Genomic DNA, 23,375 nt, shown 5'->3' with positions numbered 1-23,375 from the left:
GCTACTCAGGAGGCGCGGTGTGAGGAACGTGCGGTGTCGGTCGTGGCGGGCGGCAGCGGCGCCTGGGCGGCGCGGGTGACGTCCGAGACGAGTTCGACCACGTCGGGGCCGTACGCCTGCGAGTTGACCACCTTGAGGAGCAGCACGAAGGTGCTGTTGCCGTGTTTGCGGGCGAGCCGCTCGTGGTTGCGGGCGAGGTAGCGGGTCGCCGCCTGGTTGGTGATCGCGCGCTGTCCGCAGAAGAGGAACACCGGGCGGGCGTCCGGGCGTTGGCCGGCGGTGAGGCGGGCGAGCAGGACGTACTCCGTGATGCCGGGGTCCAGGCGGTAGCGCTCGGTGCCGATCTGGAAGGCGCCGCGGTCGGGGCCCGGCTCCGGGTCGATGTTGACCCGCACGCCCGGCAGCATCGCCGACATGTGCGCCAGCATGCGCCGGTTCGACCCGGGCCCGCCCACGCAGAACTCGGTGCGCTCGCCGAAACCCTGCTGGACGTTGTCCTGGGTCACCATCTGGAGGTTGGCGCCGCAGTCCTTGATCAGCGCGGCCAGCTCCAGGAGCGCGAACACGTCCAGGCGGTGGACCGCGGGTTCGGAGGTGGCCGGATCGCGGTTGACGACCAGCAGTGACTCCGAGTTCTCCGGAAGACCGAAAAAGGCCTGCTTGCGGCGCAGGCCGCGGCGCCACAGCGAGGTGCGGGCCAGCCAGCCGAGCGCCGCGCTGATGCCGGCGGCCACGACGCCAAGGATAATGTTGCGCAGGTCGTCATTCATGGGCGCGCATGGTAGCGGTCACAGGTGGCTGGAACGTACCCGTGTTCGAAGTGTGGCGATCGTATGACAGTGCCCTGAATGTGGCTGTCAGGGCCGGGGCCCCGCCGATACGCTGCGCGGACGTTCCGGAACTGGAGGTGCGGATGCGTCGCCCTGTCACGCGGAAACTGACCGTTCTGGCGGTCTCGGCCGCCGTGGTGTCGGTAGGGGCGGCAGCGCCTCCCGCCGCCGGCGGAGCGACCGTCGCGAAATCCCCGGTGGCCGTCGGCTACGGCGGTGCGGTCTCCAGCGTCGACGCGGACGCGACCGCCGCCGGTATCGAGGTGCTCCGCAAGGGCGGCAACGCGGTCGACGCGGCCGTGGCGACCGCCGCCGCGCTCGGGGTCACCGAGCCCTACTCCTCCGGCGTCGGCGGAGGCGGCTACTTCGTCTACTACAACGCCAAGTCCCGTACGGTGCACACGATCGACGGCCGCGAGACCGCACCGCTGACCGCCGACTCCAACCTCTTCGTGGAGAACGGCCGGCCACTCGCCTTCGCGGACGCCGTGAGCAGCGGGCTGAGCGTCGGCACGCCCGGGACGCCGGCCACCTGGCAGACGGCGCTGGACCGGTGGGGGAGCGAACGGCTGGGCACGGTGCTGAAACCGGCCGAGCGGATCGCCCGCGACGGGTTCGTCGTCGACGACACGTTCCGGTCGCAGACCGCGTCCAACGAGACGCGGTTCCGGTACTTCCCGGACACGGCGAAGCTCTTCCTGCCCGGCGGGCAGCTGCCTGCGGTGGGGTCCACCTTCAAGAACCCCGACCTGGCCCGGACCTATCGGGAGCTGGGGCGGAAGGGGACCGGGGCGATCTACAAGGGGGACCTCGGCAAGGACATCGTGTCGACGGTCAACAATCCGCCGGTGGATCCCGGTTCGGGGTGGAAGGCCCGGGCGGGCAAGCTGTCGGCGAAGGATCTGGCGGCCTATCGGGCCAAGTCGCAGGCGCCCACCGAGACCGGGTACCGCGGGCTGAAGGTGTACTCCATCGCGCCGTCCTCGTCCGGTGGGACGACCGTCGGGGAGGCCCTCAACATCCTTGAGAACACCGACCTCTCGAAGGCCAGTGAGGTGCAGTATCTGCACCACTTCATCGAGGCGAGCCGGATCTCCTTCGCGGACCGGGGGAGGTGGGTCGGCGACCCCGCGTTCGAGGACGTGCCGACGAAGGGGCTGCTGTCGCAGCGGTACGCCGACGAGCGGGCGAAGCTGATCAGCGACGACGCGGTGCTGACCAGCCCGGTCGCCCCGGGCGACCCGAACAACCCCGGGTCGACCGGTACGGCGGCGCCGACCACGTACGAGGGCGAGAACACGACGCACCTCACGGTCGCCGACAAGTGGGGGAACGTCGTCTCCTACACGCTGACCATCGAGCAGACCGGTGGTAGCGGGATCACCGTTCCCGGGCGGGGGTTCCTGCTCAACAACGAGCTGACCGACTTCTCCTTCGCGCCGGCGAACCCCGCGGTACACGACCCGAACCTGCCGGGCCCGGGGAAGCGGCCGCGGTCCTCGATCTCGCCGACGATCGTGCTCGACAAGGCCGACAAGCCTGTGGTGGCGGTCGGTTCGCCCGGTGGGGCGACCATCATCACCACCGTGCTCCAGGTGCTGACCGAGTTCCTGGACCGGCATCTGCCGTTGGTGGACGCGATCGCCGCGCCTCGGGCGTCGCAGCGGAACGCGGCGAAGACCGAGTTGGAACCGGCGCTGTACAACGACCCCGTTGTGAAGGGGAAGTTGGAGGCCATCGGGCAGTCGTTCTCGTTGAATCCGGAGATCGGGGCGGCTACCGGGGTACAGCGGTTGCCGGGTGGGAAGTGGCTGGCGGCGGCGGAGACGGTGCGGCGGGGTGGAGGGTCGGCTCAGGTGGTGGATCCTGCGCCTTAGTCCGGCTGCGGGTGCGTGGGGGCTGGTCGCGCCCACGCGGCGGTAGCCGCGAATCGACACAGCCCCGCGCCCCTCAAGGGGCGCTTCAGCCGGGCGAGTTGGAAGGGTCCCGCTTCTGGAACACCAGACCTCCGCCCGCCACGTCCACCGTCACCTGATCGCCCTCCCTGACCGTGCCGTCCAGAAGCAGCCGTGAGAGCTGGTTGTCGACCTCACGCTGGATGGTGCGGCGCAGTGGCCGTGCGCCGTACTCCGGCCGGTAGCCGCGTTCCGCCAGCCAGTCGACCGCCGCGTCCGTGAAGTGGGCCGTGATGCCCTGGGCGCGCAGCATGCGGCGGGTGTGTTCCAGGAGCAGCTCGGTGATCTGGTGCAGCTGTTCGCCGGTGAGCTGGCGGAAGACCACGATCTCGTCGATGCGGTTCAGGAACTCCGGGCGGAAGTGGTCCCGGAGCGGGCGCAGCACCTGCTCGCGGCGGGCCTCCTCCGTCGCCTCCTCCCCGCCGGGGCCGAAGCCGATGCCGGCGCCGCGCCTGGTGATCGCGTCCGAGCCCAGGTTGCTCGTCATCACGATGACCGTGTTGGTGAAGTCCACCGTGCGGCCCTGGGAGTCGGTCAGGCGGCCGTCGTCCAGGACCTGGAGCAGGATGTTGAAGACGTCCGGGTGGGCCTTCTCCACCTCGTCGAGGAGGAGGAGCGAGTAGGGGTGGCGGCGGACCACCTCGGTGAGCTGGCCCGCCTCCTCGTGGCCGACATAGCCGGGTGGGGCGCCGACCAGGCGGGAGACGGTGTGGCGCTCCTGGTACTCGCTCATGTCCAGGCGGACCATCCGGTCCTCGCTGCCGAACAGGATCTCGGCCAGCGCGCGGGCCAGTTCGGTCTTGCCCACGCCGGTCGGGCCGAGGAAGAGGAAGCTGCCGATCGGGCGGTCCGGGCTGGCGAGCCCGGCGCGGGAGCGGAGCACCGCCTCGGAGACGGCCGCGACCGCCTCGTCCTGGCCGATCACCCGCTGGTGCAGATGTGCCTCCAGGCCGAGCAGTCGCTCCTTCTCCTCCTGGGTGAGGCTGCTGACCGGGATACCGGTCTGGCGGGACACCACCTCGGCGATCGCCTCGGCCGTCACCTCCAGGTTCAGCCCCTCGTCCACCTGGTCCTCGCCGGAGAGTTCGGTGGTGCGCGTCTTCAACTCGCTGATGCGGTCGCGGAGCTGGGTGGCACGCTCGTACTGTTCGTCGGCGACCGCCTGGTCCTTGTCGCACGTGAGCTGCTCGATCTCGCGCTCTATCGCGCGTACGTCGGTGCCCTTGGTGCGCGAGCCGAGGCGGACGCGGGCGCCGGCCTGGTCGATCAGGTCGATCGCCTTGTCCGGGAGCCTGCGGTCGGTGAGATAGCGGTCGGAGAGCTCCACGGCGGCGACCAGGGCCTCGTCGGTGTAGCGGACCTGGTGGTGGGCCTCGTAGCGGTCGCGCAGGCCGCGCAGGATCTCGATGGCGTCCGGGATCGTCGGCTCGGGCACCAGGATCGGCTGGAAGCGGCGGGCCAGCGCCGCGTCCTTCTCGATCTTGCGGAACTCCTCAAGGGTGGTCGCGCCCACGATGTGCAGCTCGCCCCGGGCCAGCGCGGGCTTGAGGATGTTGCCCGCGTCCATCGAGCCGCCCTCGCCGCCGCCTCCGGCGCCGACCACGGTGTGCAGTTCGTCGATGAAGACGACCAGCTGGTCGGAGTGGGCACGGATCTCGTTCACGATGTTGGTCAGGCGCTCCTCGAAGTCGCCCCGGAAACGGGTGCCCGCGACCACGCCGGGCAGGTCCAGGGCAATCACCCGGCGCCCGGAGAGGACGTCCGGCACGTCCCCGTCGGCGATCCGCTGGGCCAGGCCCTCGACGATCGCGGTCTTGCCGACACCGGCGTCGCCGATCAGCACGGGGTTGTTCTTGCCGCGCCGGGAGAGCACCTCGATGGTCTGCTCGATCTCGTCGTCACGGCCGATGACCGGGTCGATCCGGCCCTCCCCGGCCAGCCCGGTCAGATCGCGGCCGTACTTGTCCAGCGTCGGCGTGCCGCTCCGCCGCCGGCTGTCCGTGCCGGTGAGGGGGCGGTCGGTCTCCGGGGCCTCCGGCGGCAGGCCGGCGGCGAACCGGGCCGCGTTCAGGATGTGCCCGGCGGCCGAGTCCGGGTTGGCGGCGAGCGCGCCCAGCACGTGCTCGGGGCCGATGTATCCGGCGCCGCCGGCCCGGGCCAGGTCGTGCGCGTCCAGCAGGGCCCGCTTGACGGCCGGGGTCAGGGACAGCGAGGTCGGCGGGGGCGCCTCGCCCGGCGGGTGCTGGACCGGGCCGGCGCGGCCGTCGATCTCCGTGGCAAGCGAGTCGGGATTCGCGCCGAACCTGCTGAGCAGGGAGCGGGTCGGCTCCGCCGCCAGAGCCGCGCGGAGCAGATGCTCGGTGTCGAGGTCCCGGCTGCCGTGTTCGGCGGCGTACTGGGCGGCGCCCTTCACCAACTCCCGGGCCGGCTGGCTGAGCAGCCTGCCGATGTCGATCTGCCGGGGGCCCGGGCGTTCCCCGCCGCCGAAGAAGCGGGCGAGGAACTCTCCGAAAGGATCCTGTCCGAAGTCGCTCGGTCCGGGGTAACCGCTGCTCATGAGCGTTCGTTCCGTTCCGGCGTCCCGGCGCCTGGCGGGACGCGCTCGCTGGTCGACGTGCCGGTCCACGCGGGTGCCCCCTGCAGCGCCCGGTCACACCACCTTCGCACGCCCGCGCGAGGGGGGCATGTCCAGCACCGCGGGGGCGGCCGAGGGGGCCGGCACGGTCGCCGTTGTGCGGAGGAAATGCGCAGGTACGGCCTGTGTCAGTGCTTCGGATTCCTTTCCGTGAGGATCCGGGGCCCCGCATCCGTGATCGCCACCGTGTGCTCCACGTGCGCCGCGCGGGAGCCGTCGTTCGTACGCAGGGTCCAGCCGTCGGGAGCCTCGTGGTAGCCGTCCCGCCCGCTGCCGATCAGCATGGGCTCGATCGCGAGCGCCATGCCGTGCCGGAGCGGAAGGCCGCGGCCGGGGCGGCCCTCGTTCGGCACCTCCGGGTCCTCGTGCATACGGCGGCCCACACCGTGTCCGCCGAAGCCCTGCGGGATGCCGTAGCCGGCCTCCCGGCACACGCTGCCGACGGCGTGCGCGATGTCGCCGATGCGGTTGCCGACGACCGCCGCCGCGATGCCCGCGGCCAGGGCGCGCTCGGCCGTCTCGATGAGCCGTACGTCCGCCGGGCGCGGCCTGCCGACCGTGAAGCTGATCGCCGAGTCACCGACCCAGCCGTCGAGTTCGGCACCGCAGTCGATGGAGACCAGGTCGCCGTCGCGCAGCCGGTAGGAGGTCGGGATGCCGTGCACGATCGCGTCGTTGACGGAGGCGCAGACGACGGCGGGGAACGGGGTGGCCGCGAAGGAGGGCCGGTAGCCGAGGAAGGGGGAGGTGGCCCCGGCCGCCCTCAGCACCTCCCGTGCCACCTCGTCCAGCTCAAGGAGGGAGACGCCGACGGCGGCGGCCTCCCGTACGGCCGTCAGGGCCTGCCCGAGGACCTGGCCGGCCCCGTACATCGCGTCGATCGATACGTCTGTCTTCAGTTCCACCATGCCAATTACTATACCGGCTTTATAGGCCGGCTAGGAATGACGACTTAGGATGACGGCATGGTGCGCACCCCCCTCACCCCGGAAGAGCGTGAACGCGGCGAGCGGCTCGGACGGATGCTGCGCGAGGCGCGCGGCGGCCGGAGCATGACCGAGGTGGCGGCCGAGGCCGGCATCTCGGCCGAGACGCTCCGCAAGATCGAGACCGGCCGGGCGCCGACCCCCGCCTTCTTCACCGTCGCCGCGCTGGCCCGCGCGCTCGGCCTGTCGATGGACGAACTGGTGGCCCGCTGCGCGCTGACCCCGGTGTGACGCGCATCGGTCAAGATCCCGTAATGAGGGCTCTGCGCGCCCACTGAAAACTCCCCGTAGCAGCCCCGTAACACAACTGGTGTTGCCTACGGAACCGGAGTGTTCCGGTCGGGCGGGAGTCGAGCGATGACTGTGGATCAGCTCCCGGGCCGGGTACGGGAGTTCGCGAACTACCTCAACGGCCTGCTGGCGCGCCTGGACCAGGGCGCCGGCTGGTGCGCGGTGTTCTGGCAGCGCGACCCCGACGGCATGCAGGCCTACCTGGGTGGGCGGGAGGTGCCGCCCTGGGACATCGTGGAGGCGCTTCTCCAGGACCTCGCGACCGCCTACGGTCCCGAGGCCGCCGCCCGTGCGGCCGGGCAGGCCCGGCAGCTGCACGCCGGCGCCCTCGCCGCGTACGACGCCCGGCCGGGTGCCCGGCAGGACCTGAGCGACCGCCTCGACGTCATGCTCCGCGAACAGCGCTACGCCGCCGAACGGCTTGCCCAGCTCGGCCGCGCGTACAGCTCCGCGCACTCCCGCGAGGAGGCCGAGTCCCTCGACATCGACCTCGCCTGGGCCCGCGACGACCACGAACGGGCCTCCGCCAGATGTGTCGAACTCCGGTCCAGGATGGGGCGGTTGGAGCAGCAGGCCGAGCTGAGGCCGCCGTCTCCCGGCCCGGCCGCCGAAGCGGCCGCGCAGACGTCCATGACCGGCCCGGCCGCCGCACCGACCGCGCACGCGTCCGTGACCGGCCCGGCCGCCGCACCGACCGCGCACGCGTCCGGTGCGACGACGCGCGGCCACTCGGACGGGGGCACGCCCGACGGCGGCGCGGCCCCACCGTCTCCCGCGCCGGAGACGCCCGAAGCCCCGGCCGCCGCTCCCGCTCCGGCCAAGCAGCGCAAGCGGCGACGGGGCAGTGCCCGATTCGCCGGCATGGCGGAGGACGAAACCGCGCCCGCCGCCGTACCGCAGACACCGGAGGCGGCCGTACCCGGGGCCCCCGCCGGCCGTCGCACCCCGCGCGGGGCCCGGTTCGCCGGGGCCGCCGAGGCACCGGCGCGACCGGAGCCGGTGGTGGAGCAGGCCGACCAGGAGGCGGCACAGGCCGTGGCGGGGGCCGTGGCGCGACTCGAACGACTCCGAGGCGAGGGCCGTACCGGCGAGGCCCACGCGCTCCTGGCCGAGGCCGCGCAGTGGCCCGCCGCCCGGTTCCCCCTGCTCGCGGACGCCCTCCAGCGGGCCGGGCTCGGCGTCGACTGGACCACGCTGCTCTGGGAGACGGCCTCGTTGCCGCCCGCCCGGCTGGTGGCGGCCGCCGATGCCCTGACCGCCGCGGGCCGGACCGCCGACGGCCGCCAGATCCTCCGGCAGGGCGTCGTCCGCCCCGCCACCGAGATCGGCGAGGCCGTCCTCGCCCTGGACGCGGCGGGCCGCCACCGCGAGGTCCGGGCCCTGCTGGACACCTACGTCCAGGTCCGCACCCCGGAGGAGGCGGCGCACAGCGCGGAACCCGACCCGCACCGACTGGTTCCGCTGCTCCTCCGCTCGGCCCAGGCGATCTCGGACCAACGCCACTGGGACCTGCTGCACGCGCTCAGGGTGGCAGGCCTCACGTCCTGACGGACGTGCGCATCGGCCCCCGCGTCCGCCAGCCAGGTTAGAAACGAGATCGACTCGGCGGCTTAACGACGATGGTCTTGGCAAGGACTCCGAGGAGGCTTACTTTCGACCCTCTACGGGCGTAGAAGGAGCAGCTCATGGCCAACGTCGTACGCGCCGCTCTGGTCCAGGCCACCTGGACCGGCGACACCGAGTCCATGGTGGCGAAACACGAGGTGCACGCCCGCGAGGCGGCCCGCCGGGGTGCGAAGATCATCGGATTTCAGGAAGTCTTCAACGCCCCCTACTTCTGCCAGGTCCAGGAACCCGAGCACTACCGCTGGGCCGAGCCGGTCCCGGACGGCCCCACGGTCCGTCGTATGCAGGAACTGGCCCGCGAGACCGGCATGGTGATCGTCGTCCCGGTCTTCGAGGTCGAGCAGTCCGGGTTCTACTACAACACCGCCGTTGTGATCGACGCCGACGGCAGCGTCCTCGGCAAGTACCGCAAGCACCACATCCCGCAGGTCAAGGGCTTCTGGGAGAAGTACTACTTCAAGCCCGGCAACGTCGGCTGGCCGGTCTTCGACACCGCCGTCGGCAAGGTCGGCGTGTACATCTGCTACGACCGCCACTTCCCGGAGGGCTGGCGGCAACTCGGTCTCAACGGCGCCCAGTTGGTCTACAACCCGTCGGCCACCTCGCGCGGCCTGTCGGCCTACCTCTGGCAGCTGGAGCAGCCCGCGGCCGCCGTCGCCAACGAGTACTTCATCGCCGCCATCAACCGGGTGGGCCAGGAGGAGTACGGCGACAACGACTTCTACGGCACAAGCTATTTCGTCGATCCACGTGGGCAGTTCGTGGGGGAGGTGGCGAGCGACAAGAGCGAGGAACTCGTCGTCCGTGACCTCGACTTCGACCTGATCGAAGAAGTACGGCAGCAGTGGGCCTTCTACCGCGACCGCCGTCCCGACGCCTACGAAGGGCTGGTACAGCCGTGAACGACCTCTTCGCCCGCCACCGCCAGGTCCTGCCCGACTGGCTGGCCCTCTACTACGACGAGCCGCTGGAGATCACGCACGGCGAGGGCCGGCATGTCTGGGACGCGGACGGCAACCGCTACCTCGACTTCTTCGGCGGCATCCTCACCACGATGACCGCGCACGCGCTCCCCGAGGTGACGAAGGCGGTGAGCGAGCAGGCCGGCCGGATCATCCACTCCTCCACGCTCTACCTGAACCGCCCCATGGTCGAACTGGCCGAACGGGTGGCCCACTTGAGCGGCATCCCGGACGCCCGGGTCTTCTTCACCACCTCCGGCACCGAGGCCAACGACACCGCCCTGCTGCTCGCGACCACCTACCGCCGGACCAACACCGTCCTGGCGATGCGCAACAGCTACCACGGCCGCTCCTTCAGCGCCGTCGGCATCACCGGCAACAAGGGCTGGTCCCCGACCTCCCTCTCGCCCCTCCAGACGCTGTACGTCCACGGCGGCGTCCGCACCCGTGGCCCGTTCGCCGAGCTGAACGACCGGGACTTCATCGCGGCCTGCGTCGACGATCTGCGCGACCTCCTCGGCCATACCCGCCCGCCGGCCGCGCTGATCGCCGAGCCCATCCAGGGCGTCGGCGGCTTCACCTCCCCGCCCGACGGGCTGTACGCGGCCTTCCGCAAGGTCCTCCAGGAGCAGGGCATCCTCTGGATCGCCGACGAGGTGCAGACCGGCTGGGGCCGCACCGGCGAGCACTTCTGGGGCTGGCAGGCACACGGCCAGAGCGGCCCGCCGGACATCGTCACCTTCGCCAAGGGCATCGGCAACGGCATGTCCATCGGCGGGGTGATCGCCCGCTCCGAGATCATGAACTGCCTGGACTCCAACAGCATCTCGACGTTCGGCGGCACCCAGATCACCATGGCGGCGGGCCTCGCCAACCTGTCGTACCTCCTGGACCACGATCTCCAGGGCAACGCCCGCCGCGTCGGCGGCCTCCTCATCGAACGCCTCCGCGCGGTCGCCGCCCAGCTGCCCGGCGTACGCGAGGTCCGGGGCCGCGGCCTGATGATCGGCGTCGAACTGGTCAAGCCCGGCACGGACGAGGCCGACCCCACGTCCGCGTCGGCGGTCCTGGAAGCGGCGCGCCAAGCCGGCCTCCTGATCGGCAAGGGCGGCGGCCACAACACGAGCGCGTTGCGTATCGCCCCGCCGTTGTCGCTGACGGTGGCGGAGGCGGAGGAAGGCGCGGCGATCCTGGAAAGCGCTCTGAGAAGCGCCTACTGAAGCGCCCCACAGGGGCGCGGGGCTGTTTCGGATATGCGGCTACCGCCGCGCGGGCGCGACCAGCCCCCACCGGCCCGCAGTCCCCCGAACGCACCGAACCCGACCAAGGGACCACGCAAGATGACCGCCACTTGGGATCCCCCGAACACCACAGACAGCCCCATACTGTCGGTCCGTCAGATCCTGGCCCTGGAACGGGTCCTCGCCGGCGACCCCGAGGTGGTCGCCGGTGCCACCCACCTCGACCGCCCCGTCCGCTGGGTGCACGTGGCCGAGGCACCCGACGTCGGCGTCATGCTCACCGGCGGCGAGATGGTCCTCACCACCGGCGTCCTCCTGGCGGACGACGCGCACAAACAGGCCGAGTACATCCAGTCCCTGCACCGGGCCGAGGCCGCCGCGGTCGTCCTCGGCCTCGGCCGCGCCTTCCCGTCCCCACCCGACGCCATGCGCCGCGCGGCGGACCGCTGCGGCCTCCCCCTGGTGGTCCTGCACCGCCCCTTCCCCTTCGCCGAGCTGACGGAGGAGGTCCAGTCCCGGCTGGTACGGCGGAAGTTCGCCGCCGTCAGCCTCTCCGAGTCGGTCCGTACCGCCCTCACCGGCCTCATCACCGCCGGTGCCCCCCTGCAACGCCTCCTCGACGAGGTCGCGGTGCACAGCGCCTGCCCGGTCGTCGTCACCAACCTCGCGCACCGGGTGCTGGCCACCGCGGGTGAGCGGTCGGCCGTGGACGACGTGCTGCGCGACTGGGAGCGCATCGCCCGGCAGGCCGGCGGTGGCGAGGGCGACGGCTGGATCCGTGCCGAACTCGGTGGCCGCGGGGAGCGCTGGGGCCAGATCATGCTCTGCGGCTACCGCGGCGACACCGCCACCGGGCGGCTGCTCGCCGACCGCGGCGCCGAGGCCCTCGTCCTGCACCGCATGCTCGGCGGCGGCTCCGCCCACAGCTGGGAGGAACAGTCCGCGCAGAGCCTGCTGACCGACCTGGTCTCCGGGGTCGTACCGGCCCGGCAGCTGCTGCCCCGGGCGCGGGCGGCCGGACTGCCGGTCAACCGGCGGACCTTCGTCCCCCTCGTGGTACGGGACGCCGAACCGGCCCAACTGGAGAGAACCCTCCGCCTGCTGGGGCTGCCCGGACTCGTCGCCGAGCTCACCGAACGTGTCACCGCCGTCCTGCTCAGCCTCGCCCGCGACCAGGACGCCGACGCCCTCGCCACGCACTTCGCCGTCCGGCTGCACGGCGAGGCGGCCGAGCCGCGGGCGGTGGTCGCCGCCGCGGGCCCCCGTACCGCCTGGGACGACGTGCCCGCCGGCCTGCGCGAGGCCCAGCACGTGGCCGACGCCGTCGCCGACTCCTCCGACGCCCTCGACCTGCCACCCGTCGTACGGCTCAAGGACGTACACCTGCGGGGCCTGATCCGGCTGCTCCGCGACGACCCGCACGTCCAGTCCTTCGCCGAGCGCGAGCTGGACGGGCTGCTGTGCGGAAAGGGCGTCGACCAGGACCTGCTTGGCGTCCTGCGGACGTATCTCGCCACCGGCCGCAACAAGTCCCGCACCGCCCAGCTGCACCACGTCTCGCGGCCCGCGCTGTACCGCCGGCTGGAGGCGATACAGGCCCGGCTCGGCGTCGACCTCGACGACTTCGAACAGGCGGCCTCCGTGCACATCGCACTCCTCGCACATGATGCGCAACAGCGGTGAAACATGCGACGACCTGGGAAAACGGCGGTGAAACATGAGCCGACGAGCGCGTGACACGGTGACACGCGGAGCGCCCGCAGACGTGACACCGTGCCACTCAAAGCCCGCTTTCGGACTTCCTAGGCTCCTCGCACACCGAGCGACCGGAGGTCCCGATGAGCCGAGTGATTCGTGCCGCCCTGTTCCAGACCGCCTGGACCGGCGACAAGGAGTCGATGATCCAGGTCCACGAGCAGGCGGCCCGCGACGCGGCCGCGCAGGGCGCCCAGGTCCTGTGCTTCCAGGAACTGTTCTATGGACCGTACTTCTGCCAGGTCCAGGACAAGGCGTTCTACGAGTACGCCGAGCAGGTACCGGACGGCCCGGTCGTCCAGCGTTTCCAGGCCCTCGCCCGGGAGCTGGGCATCGTCCTGATCCTGCCGGTGTACGAGGAGGAGCAGCCCGGCGTGCTCTACAACACCGCGGCCGTGATCGACGCGGACGGCTCCTACCTCGGCAAGTACCGAAAGCACCACATCCCCCAGGTGCCCGGCTTCTGGGAGAAGTTCTACTTCCGCCCGGGGAACGCGGGCTGGCCGGTCTTCGAGACCGCAGTCGGGAAGATCGGCGTCTACATCTGCTACGACCGGCACTTCCCCGAGGGCTGGCGGGCGTTGGGCCTCGGCGGTGCGGAGATCGTCTTCAACCCGTCGGCCACCTCGCGCGGACTCTCCCGCTACCTCTGGCAGTTGGAGCAGCCGGCGGCGGCCGTCGCCAACGAGTACTTCGTCGGCGCGATCAACCGCGTCGGCGTGGAGGACCTGGGCGACAACGACTTCTACGGGACCTCGTACTTCGTGGACCCGGAGGGCCAGTTCGTCGGCGAGGTGGCCTCCGACAAGGAGACCGAACTCGTCGTGCGCGACCTGGACCTGGCCAAGCTGCGCGAGGTACGCGACCGCTGGCAGTTCTTCCGGGACCGCCGCCCGGACGCGTACGGACCGCTGACGGCTCCGTAGACGCGCCCCATAGGGGCACGGGGCGGCACTGAATATGCGGCTGCCGCCGCGTGGGCGCGACCAGCCACCGTCGGACCCGCACATGACCACGAAGGAGAGGACCCCATGACCGGCCGGACAGTAATCCGTGGCGGACTCGTCATCACCGCGTCCGACGAGATCCACGCCGACGTCCTGATCGAGGACGGCCGTATCGCCGCCCTCGCCGCCTCCGGAACCCCCGCCGCCGAGGCCTTCACCGCCGAGCGAAGCATCGACGCCACCGGCAAGTACGTGATCCCGGGCGGCGTCGACGCCCACACCCACATGGAGCTGCCGTTCGGCGGCACCTTCGCCTCCGACACCTTCGAGACCGGCACCCGGGCCGCCGCCTGGGGCGGTACGACGACGATCGTCGACTTCGCGGTGCAGAGCGTCGGCCACAGCCTGCGCGAGGGCCTGGACGCCTGGCACGCCAAGGCCGAGGGCAACTGCGCGATCGACTACGGCTTCCACATGATCGTCTCCGATGTGAACCAGGAGACGCTCAAGGAGATGGACCTGCTGGTCGAGGAGGGGGTGACCTCCTTCAAGCAGTTCATGGCCTACCCGGGGGTCTTCTACTCCGACGACGGCCAGATCCTGCGCGCCATGCAGCGCTCCGCCGAGAACGGCGGCCTGATCATGATGCACGCCGAGAACGGCATCGCCATCGACGTGCTGGTGGAGCAGGCCCTGGCCCGCGGTGAGACCGACCCCCGCTACCACGGGGAGGTGCGCAAGGCTCTGCTCGAAGCCGAGGCCACGCACCGGGCCATCAAGCTCGCGCAGGTGGCCGGCGCCCCGCTGTACGTCGTGCACGTCTCGGCCATGGAGGCGGTGGCCGAGCTGGCGCGGGCACGGGACGAGGGGCTGCCCGTCTTCGGCGAGACCTGCCCGCAGTACCTGTTCCTGTCGACCGACAACCTCGCCGAGCCCGACTTCGAGGGCTCGAAGTACGTGTGCTCGACCCCGCTCAGGCCCAAGGAGCACCAGGCCAAGCTCTGGCAGGGCCTGCGCACCAACGACCTCCAGGTGGTCTCCACCGACCACTGCCCCTTCTGCTTCGTGGGCCAGAAGGAGCTGGGACGAGGCGACTTCTCGAAGATCCCCAACGGCCTGCCCGGCGTCGAGAACCGCATGGACCTGCTCCACCAGGCCGTCGTCGACGGGCACATCTCGCGCCGCCGCTGGATCGAGATCGCCTGCGCCGCCCCGGCCCGGATGTTCGGGATGTACCCGAAGAAGGGCACCATCACCCCGGGTGCCGACGCCGACGTCGTCATCTACGACCCGCACGCCGAGCAGATCGTCTCCGCCGAGACCCACCACATGAACGTCGACTACTCGGCGTACGAGGGCAAGCGGCTCACCGGCCGGGTCGAGACGGTCCTCTCGCGCGGCGAACTCGTCATCACCGAGCGGGAGTACACCGGACACGCCGGGCACGGCGTCTACACCCCGCGCTCCACCAGTCAGTACCTCAACTAGGAGTGGCGCCCATGGACTTCGGACTCGTCCTGCAGACCGACCCGCCGGCCTCCCGTGTCATCAGCCTGATGAAGCGGGCCGAACGCAACGGCTTCTCCTACGGCTGGACCTTCGACTCCGCCGTGCTCTGGCAGGAACCGTTCGTGATCTACAGCCAGATCCTCGCCAACACGACGAAGCTGACCGTCGGGCCGATGGTCACCAACCCGGGCACCCGCACCTGGGAGGTCACCGCCTCCACCTTCGCCACCCTCAACGACATGTTCGGCAACCGCACGGTCTGCGGCATCGGCCGCGGCGACTCCGCGATGCGGGTGGCCGGACGCAAGCCCAACACCCTCGCCCGGATCAGCGAGGCCATGAAGGTCATCCGGGCGCTGGGCCGGGGCGAGGAGGCCGACCTGGGGGGCACGGTGGTTCGGTTCCCGTGGATCAGGCCCGGTGCCGAACTCCCCGTCTGGATGGCCGCGTACGGCCCGAAGGCGCTCAAGATGACCGGCGAGGAGGCGGACGGCTTCATCCTCCAGCTCTCCGACCCCTACCTCACCGAGTACATGGTGAAGGCGGTGAAGGACGCGGCGGTGGCCGCCGGACGTGACCCGTCCGAGGTCAGGATCTGTGTCGCCGCCCCGGCGTACGTCACCGAGGACGACTCGCCCGAGGCCCTGGCGCACGCCCGCGACCAGTGCCGCTGGTTCGGCGGGATGGTCGGCAACCACGTGGCCGACCTGGTCGCCAAGTACGGCGAGCACTCCTCCCAGGTCCCCGAGGAACTCACCGACTACATCAAGTCCCGGCAGGGGTACGACTATGCGCACCACGGGCGCAGTGGCAACCCCGACACCGAGTTCGTACCCGACGAGATCGTCGACCGGTTCTGCGTCATCGGACCGGCCGAGAAGCACATCGAGAAGCTGAACGCGCTGCGTGAGCTGGGCGTCGACCAGTTCGCCGTCTACGACATGCACGACGCGCAGGAAGCCACCATCGACGCGTACGGGAGCAAGGTCATCCCGGCCCTCAACGGTTGATCCCCGCACCCCGGTTGATCTCCCCCTTCCCATCTCCCCCCTTCCCATCTCCCCCCTTCCCATCTCCCCCTTCCCGCCGTCCCGGGAAGGGGGTCCCCACACCCCCCGCTCACCTCCCCCCTCGACGCCACCCGCACGGCCTTTCTCCCGTCCCGTCTCCTCCCGATTGGCCTGCCCATGACCGACACCGCTCCCACGGCCATACCGCCGTCCGGCCAACTCACCACCTCCGACGGGCGCGTCGAGCTCGCCCCGGGCTCCCCGCCGCCGACCGGTCCCTACGCCAACGAGGACCTGCTCCCGGTCCCCGTCGAAAAGCGCACCTGGACCACGTACAACTTCTCCGCGCTCTGGGTCGGCATGGCCCACAACACGGCCTCATGGACCCTCGCCTCCGGGCTGATCGCGGTCGGCATGGACTGGAAACAGGCCGTGTTCACCATCGCCCTGGCCAACCTGATCGTCCTCGTCCCGATGCTGCTCACCGGGCACGCCGGACCGAAGTACGGCATCCCGTTCCCGGTCTTCGCCCGTGCCAGCTTCGGCGTACGCGGCGCCAACCTCCCCGCCGTCGTACGGGCGCTGGTGGCCTGCGGCTGGTTCGGCATCCAGACCTGGATCGGCGGCGAGGCCATCTACTTCCTCGCCGGCAAGCTCATCGGCGACAGCTGGGCGAACGCCTCGCACATCGGCGGCTACGCCTGGACCATGTGGCTGTCGTTCGCACTCTTCTGGGCGCTCCAGGTCGCCATCATCTACCGGGGCATGGAGACCATCCGCCGCTTCGAGAACTGGGCCGCGCCCTTCGTGATCGTCGGCGCGGTCGTGATGCTGGTCTGGATGAGCAACAAGGCCGGCGGTCTCGGCCCGCTCTTCGACCAGCCCTCCAAGCTCGGCTGGGGCGGCGACTTCTGGAAGCTGTTCTGGCCCTCGCTGATGGGCATGATCGGCTTCTGGTCCACCCTGAGCCTGAACATCCCCGACTTCACCAGGTACGGCAAGAGCCAGAAGGCGCAGACCTGGGGCCAGGCCCTCGGCCTGCCGACCACGATGACCCTGTTCGCGTTCCTGTCGGTCCTGGTGACCTCCGGTTCCCAGGCCGTGTACGGCGCGCCGATCTGGGACCCGGTCCAGCTGGCCGCCAAGACGGACAACGTGGTCGGGCTGCTCTACGCCCTGGTCACCGTCCTCGTGGCGACCCTGTCCGTGAACATCGCGGCCAACCTGGTGTCGCCGTCGTTCGACTTCTCCAACATCGCGCCCCGGAAGATCAGTTTCCGTACCGGCGCCCTGATCACCTGCGTGCTCGGTGTGGTGATCTTCCCGTGGAAGCTGTACTCCGACCCGCAGGGCTACATCTTCACCTGGCTCGGCCTGGTCGGCGGTCTGCTCGGCACGGTCGCCGGCATCCTCATCGCCGACTACTGGCTGCTGCGCCGCACCCGCCTCGACCTGACCGACCTGTACCGCACGGGCGGTCGTTACTGGTACGACGGCGGCTGGAACTGGCGGGCGGTCGTCGCCTTCCTCGTCGGCGGTGTCCTCGCCGTAGGCGGCGCCAGCTTCAAACCGCTGTTCGACGGCCGCCCGATCCCGGCCCTGTCCTCGCTCGCCGACTACGGCTGGGCGGTCGGCCTCGGCACGTCCCTGGTGCTGTACGTCGGACTGACCCTGCTGACGAGGCGCACCACCGAAGAGGCATGAGCGCGAAGGGCGGCCAGATCGGTTACTGGCTGCCCTTCAGCGCGGTCACCGCGCTCTTCGCCGCCTTGATGGCGCCCTTGTTGATCTCGTCCGTGTCCGGCGCCTTCTTGCTCTCGAAGTCGCTGCCGTTGTAGGTGACGACCACCAGCGCGTTGGAGACCTGGGCCATCACCACGCCCTCACGGGTCTGCTGCTTGTCCTCGGTGGTGAGGTTCACCACCGAGTAGCCGTTGTCACCGAGCCCCGGCACGGCCCCGCCGCCGCTCTTCTCCGCGACCCGCTGCTTGTACTCCTTCGCCGCCGCCGCGTCCGTTTCCATGATCTCGAAGGAGACGTCGAGCCAGCGGTAGTCGTACCCCTTGAGCGCGTTCCAGGAGCAGGTGCGGCGCAGTTTGGTGTCCGTGGAGGGGATCTCCTTGCCGGCCGTCTTCGCGCCCGGAACCAGCGACTTGATGGTGGCCACCGGGATGCTGCCGCAGGGTGCGGGCGCGGCGGCGTACGTCTTGGTGGCCGCCGTCGACGTAGTGGACGACGACGGGCCGTCGCTCGCCGACTGACTGGCCGTCTGCTGGGTCGAGGTGTCACCGGAGGTGACGGTGGACGTCTTGTCCGGACCCGACGACATCGCCCAGCCCGCACAGGCGAGCACGGCGACCGGCGTCAGGCGCGCGGTGAGGGCGAGTGGCAGTGGTAGAGAACGCAAGTCGCACTTCTCGTGGGGGACGGTGTGCCGAGGTGTCCACACTGCGGACGGGACGCCAGTGTCACACGAGTCACTGTGGGGTGGAAGTGGAATCGGCGCCTTGCCTGTGCGACAGGCACTTACGCCCTGTTGACGAGGCCCGCGGGCCCGTCCCCGTACATCCGGAATGTCGTGTGGCCCCGGTCCCCGTACTTCCGGAATGTCGGGACTGCGTCCGGCTCTGGAAGGTGACCGGAGTCACCGCCGCGCGCGGTCGCGCGAGTTGCCGAACAGCAGCCGGTAGCCGACGAGGAGGACCAGGGAGCCGGCGATCGCGGCGCCCCAGGTGTAGAGGTCGAAGAACTGCTTCTCCACCGGGCGGTCGAGGAGGCGGGTCGAGAGCCAGCCGCCGACGAAGGCGCCCGCGATGCCGATGAGGGTGGTGCCGATCAGGCCACCCGGGTCACGGCCGGGCAGCAGGACCTTGGCGATGGCTCCGGCGAGGAGGCCGAGGATGATCCAGCTGATGATGCCCACGTTCGTTGTCCTCCCGGTACGGGGTGGTGTCTTGCTCAGTTGCCTTGTTGCGCAAGCTTATGAACGGAGGAGGCCGTGCGGGGTGCCTGACGCCGAGCCGTCGATGATCTGTCACCCGCTCATGACAATGCCGGGAACACGTGGAGGACTTTGCGGGGAGGCTCGCAGGGGTCAGTGATCGAACGCCTACACTGAGTGTGCTTCTGTGCGACGACTGTGAGGGGAGGAGCGGGCTGTGGGGGAGGACATCGGTGGCTTCACGGACCCCTCCGACGGGGTGCTGACGGAGGCGGCCGCGGTGTTCGGGCTGCTCGCCTCGCCGGCCCGGCTGCACCTCATGTGGGCGCTGTCCCAGGGCGAGAGCGACGTGACCTGCCTCGCCGACCGGGTCGGCGGCGCCCTGCCCGCGGTCAGCCAGCACCTGGCCAAGCTCAAGCTCGCCGGTCTGGTGCGGTCCCGCAGGGAGGGGCGCCGGCAGATCTACTATGTGGACGATCCGGACATCGTGACCGTGGTGCGGGTGGCCGTCGGCCAGCTCACCGCCCGCTCGCACCAAGTCCCGGCGCCGGTGCGCCGGTTGCGCGAGGCCGGGGTCTGAGGGCGCCGGGGCGGACCTGACGGCGCGGGCGCTCCCGGCGTTCCGCGGAGGTGCCGGCGCGTTTCCATGAGATCACTCACCTGTGAAATCGGGCGGGATCCGTGCTGCTCGGGCTGTGGGTTTGTTAGATTGCGCAATCACGCAACCCAACTGGGCCCACCTCGCGCCTGCCCGTACACCGCCGCGTACGGGACGACCTTACTGTCCGCGGGCCCAACCCGTTCATGGGAGTGGAAGATGACCGACCCGTGGGACGGCCCGGGGGGGCAGGCCACGCGGAGCCGCACCGACCGGGTGCCCGGACAGCGTGGCGCCCTGCCCGACGGGACGCGCCCGACCGGTGGCCGGGCCGCGGCCCGGCAGGCGGCCAGATCCCGCGGCGGCAGAGGGTCCCGACGGGCCAAGCCGCCGGGCCGCGGCAGGCGGGCGCTGAAGATCGTCGGCCTGGTCACCGCCGTCCTGGTCCTGGTCACCGCGGGCGCGGGCTGGTGGTTCTACCAGCACCTGAACGGCAACATCAACAGCGTCTCCCTGGACGGCAAGGGCGGCACCGAGAAGGCCGACGCGTTCGGCCGGACCCCGATCAACATCCTGGTGATCGGCTCGGACGGCCGTACCAGCACCGAGGACTGCAAGCTCGGCGGCGGCTGCAAGACGACCGGGGTGCAGACCGGCAACGGCAACGCGGACGTGGAGATGGTCGTCCACATATCCGCGGACCGCTCCAACGCCACGGTCATGAGCATCCCCCGCGACACCATGGTCAACGTGCCGGCCTGCAAGGACAGCGCGAGCGGCCAGTCCACGCCCGGCTACTACGGCCAGGTCAACAGTGCTCTCGAGTACGGGCCCGCCTGCCAGGTCGACACGATCCACCAGCTCACCGGCATCACCATCGACCACTTCGTCAAGCTGGACTTCTCGGGCGTGGTCAAGATGTCCGACGCGGTCGGCGGTGTCTCCGTGTGCGTCAACTCCAACGTGTACGACACCTACTCGCACCTCAAGCTGTCCAAGGGCGCCCACACCCTCAAGGGCGAGGCCGCGCTGGAGTTCGTCCGCTCCCGGCACGGCTTCGGCGACGGCAGCGACCTCGGCCGTACCGTCTCCCAGCACATCTTCCTCAGCGCGATGATCCGCAAGTTCAAGAGCGCGGGCACACTCACCGACCCCACCGCGGTCTACAAGCTCGCCGACGCCGCCACCAAGGCGCTCACCGTGGACGACGGCCTCGGCACCGTCAAGAAGCTGATATCGCTGGCTGCCGACGTGAACAAGGTCCCGACCAAGCGGATGACCTTCACCACCATGCAGACCGCCCCGGATCCGGCCAACAGCAACCGCGTGGTGGTGGGCGCCGGCGCCAAGGACCTGTTCGCCACCATGGCCAACGACCAGTCGCTGACCACCAGTTCCGGCAAGAAGTCGTCGGCCGCCGCGGCCACCGCGAAGCCGAAGGCCACCACCTCGACCGTGCCCGCCGCCCAGATCGCGGTGACCGTCGAGAACGGCACCGACATCACGGGCCGCGCCTCCGCGATCGCGACCTCGCTGATCTCGCAGGGCTTCAGCAGCGGTACCACCACGGCCAACGCGCCCGACTCCGCGACCACGACCACCGTGACCTACGGGAGCGGCGACAAGGCCGAGGCACAGACCGTCGCCAAGGCCCTGGACGTGCCCAGCTCGCACGTCAAGCAGGGCACCGGCACCGGCGTGACCCTGATCATCGGCAGCGACTGGACGACCGGCACCAGCTACCCGGCCAGCTCCGGCGACACCAAGGCCGCGGTCTCCAACGCCAACGCCTCGACCGCCGACGACTCCAAGACCTGCGCCAAGGTCAGCCCCTACAAGACCGTCAGCCTCAACGGGGTCGCGATGACACCGGCCCAGGCGTACGCGGCGGCGAGCGGGAAGCCCGACTCGGACGAGGGCTAGGACAAGAAGGGCAGGACGAGGGGGACGACCGGCCGGAGCGATGAGGTGAGGGATGCGGTCCACCACCCGTCCCGCTCTCCAGGGGACCGTCGGCATGGTCTCCGCCGGCCAGCGGCGCGGACCTGCGGTGCGAAGTGCGCCCCTGGTCCCTGCGGGGGCGCGTCTCTTCCGTCGCTCTCCCTTTCGGCGAAGATCCCGGGAACTGAACGGCGCCCGCATCCGACTCGTATGGAGGAGGCAGGTCGACCAGGTAGGACGCGGGCGGTGGTGACATGCGAGCGCAGCGGGAGAGGTCCTCGGACCGCGTGGCGGCATCGGCGCGCATGAGCGTGTCCCTCCCGGTACGGGGCCTGCGCGCGGCGGTGTTCGCCGTGCTGTGCGTCCTGCTCGCCGTCGGGGCGCATGTACTGGCCATGGGTGGGGCGCCGCCGGTGTGGACGCAGGTCGCCGGCGGTGTACCGGTCTTCGTGACCGGCTGTCTGCTGGGCGGCCGGGAGCGGTCGCTGGCCGGCATCGGAGGCGGGACGCTGGCCGCGCAGGGCGGACTGCACCTCGCGTTCGACGCGGTACGGCCGCACGCCGGGATGGCCGCGCACGGCATGCACGGCATGCGTATGGCGCCGTACGCCCATACCTACGCCCATGCCCACGCCCACGCGCTCACCCCCCACTCGACCGCCGCTCACATCGGAGCGGCCCTGCTGCTGACCTGGTGGCTGCGGCGCGGGGAGGCCGCGCTGTGGTCGTTGCTGCGGCGGGCGGTCGTCTTCGTGCCCGGGCTGGTCGCCTGGTGGCAGGTGGAGGGCGGGCTGTGGGGCGGACAGCCGGTGCCGGTTCCGGCGATGGTCCGGGCCGCCCCCGACAGGACACGGCCGACGCGGCTGCGGTACGCCGTGCACCGGCGCGGGCCGCCGACGGGGATGTCGTACGCCGTCCGACCCCGACATCCCTTCCTCAGCACGGAGATCACTCACCCATGTCCACGACACGCACCACCCTGCGCCGCGCCGGCGCCGTCACCGCCCTGACCGCCGCCGGACTCCTCGTCGCCGCCGGTGTCGCCGCCGCGCATGTCACCGTCCATCCCGAGAGCTACGCCAAGGGGGCCACGGACGGTGTGCTGACCTTCCGCGTGCCCAACGAGGAGGACGCGGCCTCCACCACGAAGGTGCAGGTCTTCCTGCCCACCGACCATCCGGTTCTCGGCGTCCTGGTCTCCCCGCGGGACGGCTGGACCGCCAAGGTGACCACGACCAAGCTCAAGACACCGGTGAAGACCGACGACGGGACCATCACCGAGGCCGCCTCCGAGATCACCTGGACCGGCGGGAAGATCGGGGCCGGGCAGTTCGAGGACTTCGACGTCGCCTTCGGCCAGCTGCCCGAGGACACCGGCGGCCTGACCTTCAAGACCCTGCAGACGTACTCCGACGGCAAGGTCGTGCGCTGGATCGAGGAGGCCGGGAGCGGCGGCGAGGAGCCGGAGAACCCGGCGCCGGTCCTGAAGCTCACCGCGAAGGGCGGCGACGACAGTGCCACGGCGGCCTCGGCCGCGTCCCCGAAGAGCGCCGACACCTCCACCTCGACCACGGCCGGCAGTGACTCGACGGCCCGGAGCCTCGGCAGCGCCGGATTGATCGTGGGCGTGCTGGGACTGGCCGCGGGGGGCTACGCCGTCGTGCGCGGCCGGTCGGGCGCCGGGTCCCGGGGGGAGTGAGCGTCCGCCCTGCCGGCGGGGGTTCCCGCCGGCAGGGCAACAGGCGCCGGGCCAGCTCGGCTTTGGCCTCGCCGGACTGCGCCGGGTCGGTGAGGACCCGGCGCAGGCCACCCTCGCGGTCGAGCAGCCCGCCCCGTCGACGCGGCCGGCACCCATGCGGCGCCCGTCACCCACTAGTGCCGAGGCAAGCAACATTCGCCCCTTCAAGGAGCGGCGTCCGGGGCGTGCTCTCGGCGTGCCGGGTGCGAGCCCTCGTACTGGATGTACGTGGGCGTGGCCGCCGAGGCGGGGGTCGCCCTCTTCGGGGTCGGCTTCCCTCGCTGGACCGCGGCGGACGAGGAACGCGAACTGTCGGGTGCTGATGCGGGAGGCACTGGACGCGCTCAAGGCCGTGACCGCGGGCGGACGGTGGCGGCCGGAAGAAGGAAGCTCAGGGCGATCGGTAGGGT

General features: G+C 70.9%; 19 protein-coding genes and 1 pseudogene. 14 read left to right on the top strand and 6 right to left on the bottom strand.

What is annotated here, in order from left to right; genetic code table 11:
- Positions 1 to 5 precede the first annotated feature (5 nt).
- On the bottom strand, positions 6 to 770 hold the full coding sequence (locus AB0N16_RS00355) for a hypothetical protein (RefSeq protein WP_365791482.1): 765 nt from the start codon (positions 768 to 770) through the stop codon (positions 6 to 8).
- A 143-nt stretch (positions 771 to 913) separates the two neighbouring features.
- On the opposite strand from AB0N16_RS00355, the gene ggt reads away from it, so the two are divergent.
- A complete protein-coding gene (ggt, locus tag AB0N16_RS00350) occupies positions 914 to 2,707 on the top strand; it encodes a gamma-glutamyltransferase (protein ID WP_365791480.1) in 1,794 nt (597 codons plus the stop codon).
- Positions 2,708 to 2,792: 85 nt separating this feature from the next.
- Here ggt and AB0N16_RS00345 read toward each other — a convergent pair whose 3' ends face one another.
- Positions 2,793 to 5,342, bottom strand: a complete 2,550-nt coding sequence (locus AB0N16_RS00345; protein ID WP_365791478.1) for an ATP-dependent Clp protease ATP-binding subunit — start codon at positions 5,340 to 5,342, stop codon at positions 2,793 to 2,795.
- Between the two features lie 206 nt (positions 5,343 to 5,548).
- Positions 5,549 to 6,328 (bottom strand): type I methionyl aminopeptidase, encoded by a 780-nt coding sequence (map, locus tag AB0N16_RS00340; protein ID WP_365791476.1) that lies wholly within the window; start codon positions 6,326 to 6,328, stop codon positions 5,549 to 5,551.
- A 57-nt stretch (positions 6,329 to 6,385) separates the two neighbouring features.
- Between map and AB0N16_RS00335 the strand changes: the two genes are divergently transcribed.
- From AB0N16_RS00335 to AB0N16_RS00295, 9 genes are all read left to right on the top strand, one after another.
- Complete coding sequence (locus AB0N16_RS00335) at positions 6,386 to 6,637, top strand: helix-turn-helix transcriptional regulator (RefSeq protein ID WP_365791474.1); 252 nt, start codon at positions 6,386 to 6,388, stop codon at positions 6,635 to 6,637.
- A gap of 126 nt (positions 6,638 to 6,763) precedes the next feature.
- Positions 6,764 to 8,245, top strand: a complete 1,482-nt coding sequence (locus AB0N16_RS00330) for a hypothetical protein (RefSeq protein ID WP_365791472.1) — start codon at positions 6,764 to 6,766, stop codon at positions 8,243 to 8,245.
- A 137-nt stretch (positions 8,246 to 8,382) separates the two neighbouring features.
- Positions 8,383 to 9,225, top strand: a complete 843-nt coding sequence (locus AB0N16_RS00325) for a nitrilase-related carbon-nitrogen hydrolase (RefSeq protein WP_365791470.1) — start codon at positions 8,383 to 8,385, stop codon at positions 9,223 to 9,225.
- Positions 9,222 to 10,505 carry an aspartate aminotransferase family protein gene (locus AB0N16_RS00320; RefSeq protein ID WP_365791468.1) on the top strand — a complete coding sequence of 428 codons (1,284 nt, stop codon included), beginning with the start codon at positions 9,222 to 9,224 and terminating at the stop codon, positions 10,503 to 10,505. The genes AB0N16_RS00325 and AB0N16_RS00320 overlap by 4 nt, the downstream gene beginning before the upstream one ends.
- Positions 10,506 to 10,625: 120 nt before the next feature.
- A complete protein-coding gene (locus AB0N16_RS00315) occupies positions 10,626 to 12,209 on the top strand; it encodes a PucR family transcriptional regulator ligand-binding domain-containing protein (protein ID WP_365791466.1) in 1,584 nt (527 codons plus the stop codon).
- A 155-nt stretch (positions 12,210 to 12,364) separates the two neighbouring features.
- A complete protein-coding gene (locus AB0N16_RS00310) occupies positions 12,365 to 13,207 on the top strand; it encodes a nitrilase-related carbon-nitrogen hydrolase (protein ID WP_365791464.1) in 843 nt (280 codons plus the stop codon).
- 105 nt (positions 13,208 to 13,312) lie between these two features.
- Positions 13,313 to 14,716 carry a dihydropyrimidinase gene (hydA, locus tag AB0N16_RS00305; protein WP_365791462.1) on the top strand — a complete coding sequence of 468 codons (1,404 nt, stop codon included), beginning with the start codon at positions 13,313 to 13,315 and terminating at the stop codon, positions 14,714 to 14,716.
- A gap of 11 nt (positions 14,717 to 14,727) precedes the next feature.
- The gene (locus AB0N16_RS00300) at positions 14,728 to 15,747 is read left to right on the top strand and encodes a TIGR03842 family LLM class F420-dependent oxidoreductase (RefSeq protein ID WP_365791460.1); all 1,020 of its coding nucleotides are present in this window, start codon (positions 14,728 to 14,730) and stop codon (positions 15,745 to 15,747) included.
- A 177-nt stretch (positions 15,748 to 15,924) separates the two neighbouring features.
- On the top strand, positions 15,925 to 17,451 hold the full coding sequence (locus AB0N16_RS00295; protein WP_365791458.1) for an NCS1 family nucleobase:cation symporter-1: 1,527 nt from the start codon (positions 15,925 to 15,927) through the stop codon (positions 17,449 to 17,451).
- Between the two features lie 22 nt (positions 17,452 to 17,473).
- Here the strand turns inward: AB0N16_RS00295 and AB0N16_RS00290 are convergent, their stop codons facing one another.
- Positions 17,474 to 18,154 carry a hypothetical protein gene (locus tag AB0N16_RS00290; RefSeq protein WP_365791456.1) on the bottom strand — a complete coding sequence of 227 codons (681 nt, stop codon included), beginning with the start codon at positions 18,152 to 18,154 and terminating at the stop codon, positions 17,474 to 17,476.
- 237 nt (positions 18,155 to 18,391) lie between these two features.
- Positions 18,392 to 18,670: a GlsB/YeaQ/YmgE family stress response membrane protein gene (locus AB0N16_RS00285; protein WP_365791454.1), complete on the bottom strand. Its 279-nt coding sequence runs from the start codon at positions 18,668 to 18,670 to the stop codon at positions 18,392 to 18,394.
- Positions 18,671 to 18,905: 235 nt separating this feature from the next.
- On the opposite strand from AB0N16_RS00285, the gene AB0N16_RS00280 reads away from it, so the two are divergent.
- The 4 genes from AB0N16_RS00280 (at position 18,906) to AB0N16_RS00265 (ending at position 22,926) form a co-directional block, all read left to right on the top strand.
- Positions 18,906 to 19,268, top strand: a complete 363-nt coding sequence (locus tag AB0N16_RS00280; RefSeq protein ID WP_365791452.1) for a metalloregulator ArsR/SmtB family transcription factor — start codon at positions 18,906 to 18,908, stop codon at positions 19,266 to 19,268.
- Between the two features lie 237 nt (positions 19,269 to 19,505).
- Positions 19,506 to 21,209: an LCP family protein gene (locus AB0N16_RS00275; protein WP_365791450.1), complete on the top strand. Its 1,704-nt coding sequence runs from the start codon at positions 19,506 to 19,508 to the stop codon at positions 21,207 to 21,209.
- Between the two features lie 323 nt (positions 21,210 to 21,532).
- Positions 21,533 to 22,237: a hypothetical protein gene (locus tag AB0N16_RS00270; RefSeq protein WP_365791448.1), complete on the top strand. Its 705-nt coding sequence runs from the start codon at positions 21,533 to 21,535 to the stop codon at positions 22,235 to 22,237.
- A complete protein-coding gene (locus AB0N16_RS00265) occupies positions 22,186 to 22,926 on the top strand; it encodes a YcnI family protein (RefSeq protein WP_365791446.1) in 741 nt (246 codons plus the stop codon). Before AB0N16_RS00270 ends, AB0N16_RS00265 begins: the two co-directional genes overlap by 52 nt.
- Positions 22,927 to 22,963: 37 nt before the next feature.
- Here the strand turns inward: AB0N16_RS00265 and AB0N16_RS00260 are convergent.
- Positions 22,964 to 23,053: pseudogene (locus AB0N16_RS00260) on the bottom strand (F0F1 ATP synthase subunit delta); the annotation flags it as partial.
- Positions 23,054 to 23,375 lie beyond the last annotated feature (322 nt).

The sequence above is a fragment of the Streptomyces sp. NPDC051105 genome (assembly GCF_040682795.1).
GTDB lineage: Bacteria > Actinomycetota > Actinomycetes > Streptomycetales > Streptomycetaceae > Streptomyces.
Note: the sequence above shows the minus strand (reverse complement) of the source record. Positions and strands in the feature narration are given on the sequence as shown.

Bases quoted from the DNA above. Each gene is read 5' to 3' on its own strand.
- AB0N16_RS00355 (WP_365791482.1), bottom strand. From the start codon at position 770: ATGAATGACGACCTGCGCAACATTATCCTTGGCGTCGTGGCCGCCGGC.
- ggt (WP_365791480.1), top strand. From the start codon at position 914: ATGCGTCGCCCTGTCACGCGGAAACTGACCGTTCTGGCGGTCTCGGCC.
- AB0N16_RS00345 (WP_365791478.1), bottom strand. From the start codon at position 5,342: ATGAGCAGCGGTTACCCCGGACCGAGCGACTTCGGACAGGATCCTTTC.
- map (WP_365791476.1), bottom strand. From the start codon at position 6,328: ATGGTGGAACTGAAGACAGACGTATCGATCGACGCGATGTACGGGGCC.
- AB0N16_RS00335 (WP_365791474.1), top strand. From the start codon at position 6,386: ATGGTGCGCACCCCCCTCACCCCGGAAGAGCGTGAACGCGGCGAGCGG.
- AB0N16_RS00330 (WP_365791472.1), top strand. From the start codon at position 6,764: ATGACTGTGGATCAGCTCCCGGGCCGGGTACGGGAGTTCGCGAACTAC.
- AB0N16_RS00325 (WP_365791470.1), top strand. From the start codon at position 8,383: ATGGCCAACGTCGTACGCGCCGCTCTGGTCCAGGCCACCTGGACCGGC.
- AB0N16_RS00315 (WP_365791466.1), top strand. From the start codon at position 10,626: ATGACCGCCACTTGGGATCCCCCGAACACCACAGACAGCCCCATACTG.
- AB0N16_RS00310 (WP_365791464.1), top strand. From the start codon at position 12,365: ATGAGCCGAGTGATTCGTGCCGCCCTGTTCCAGACCGCCTGGACCGGC.
- hydA (WP_365791462.1), top strand. From the start codon at position 13,313: ATGACCGGCCGGACAGTAATCCGTGGCGGACTCGTCATCACCGCGTCC.
- AB0N16_RS00300 (WP_365791460.1), top strand. From the start codon at position 14,728: ATGGACTTCGGACTCGTCCTGCAGACCGACCCGCCGGCCTCCCGTGTC.
- AB0N16_RS00295 (WP_365791458.1), top strand. From the start codon at position 15,925: ATGACCGACACCGCTCCCACGGCCATACCGCCGTCCGGCCAACTCACC.
- AB0N16_RS00275 (WP_365791450.1), top strand. From the start codon at position 19,506: ATGACCGACCCGTGGGACGGCCCGGGGGGGCAGGCCACGCGGAGCCGC.
- AB0N16_RS00270 (WP_365791448.1), top strand. From the start codon at position 21,533: ATGAGCGTGTCCCTCCCGGTACGGGGCCTGCGCGCGGCGGTGTTCGCC.
- AB0N16_RS00265 (WP_365791446.1), top strand. From the start codon at position 22,186: ATGTCCACGACACGCACCACCCTGCGCCGCGCCGGCGCCGTCACCGCC.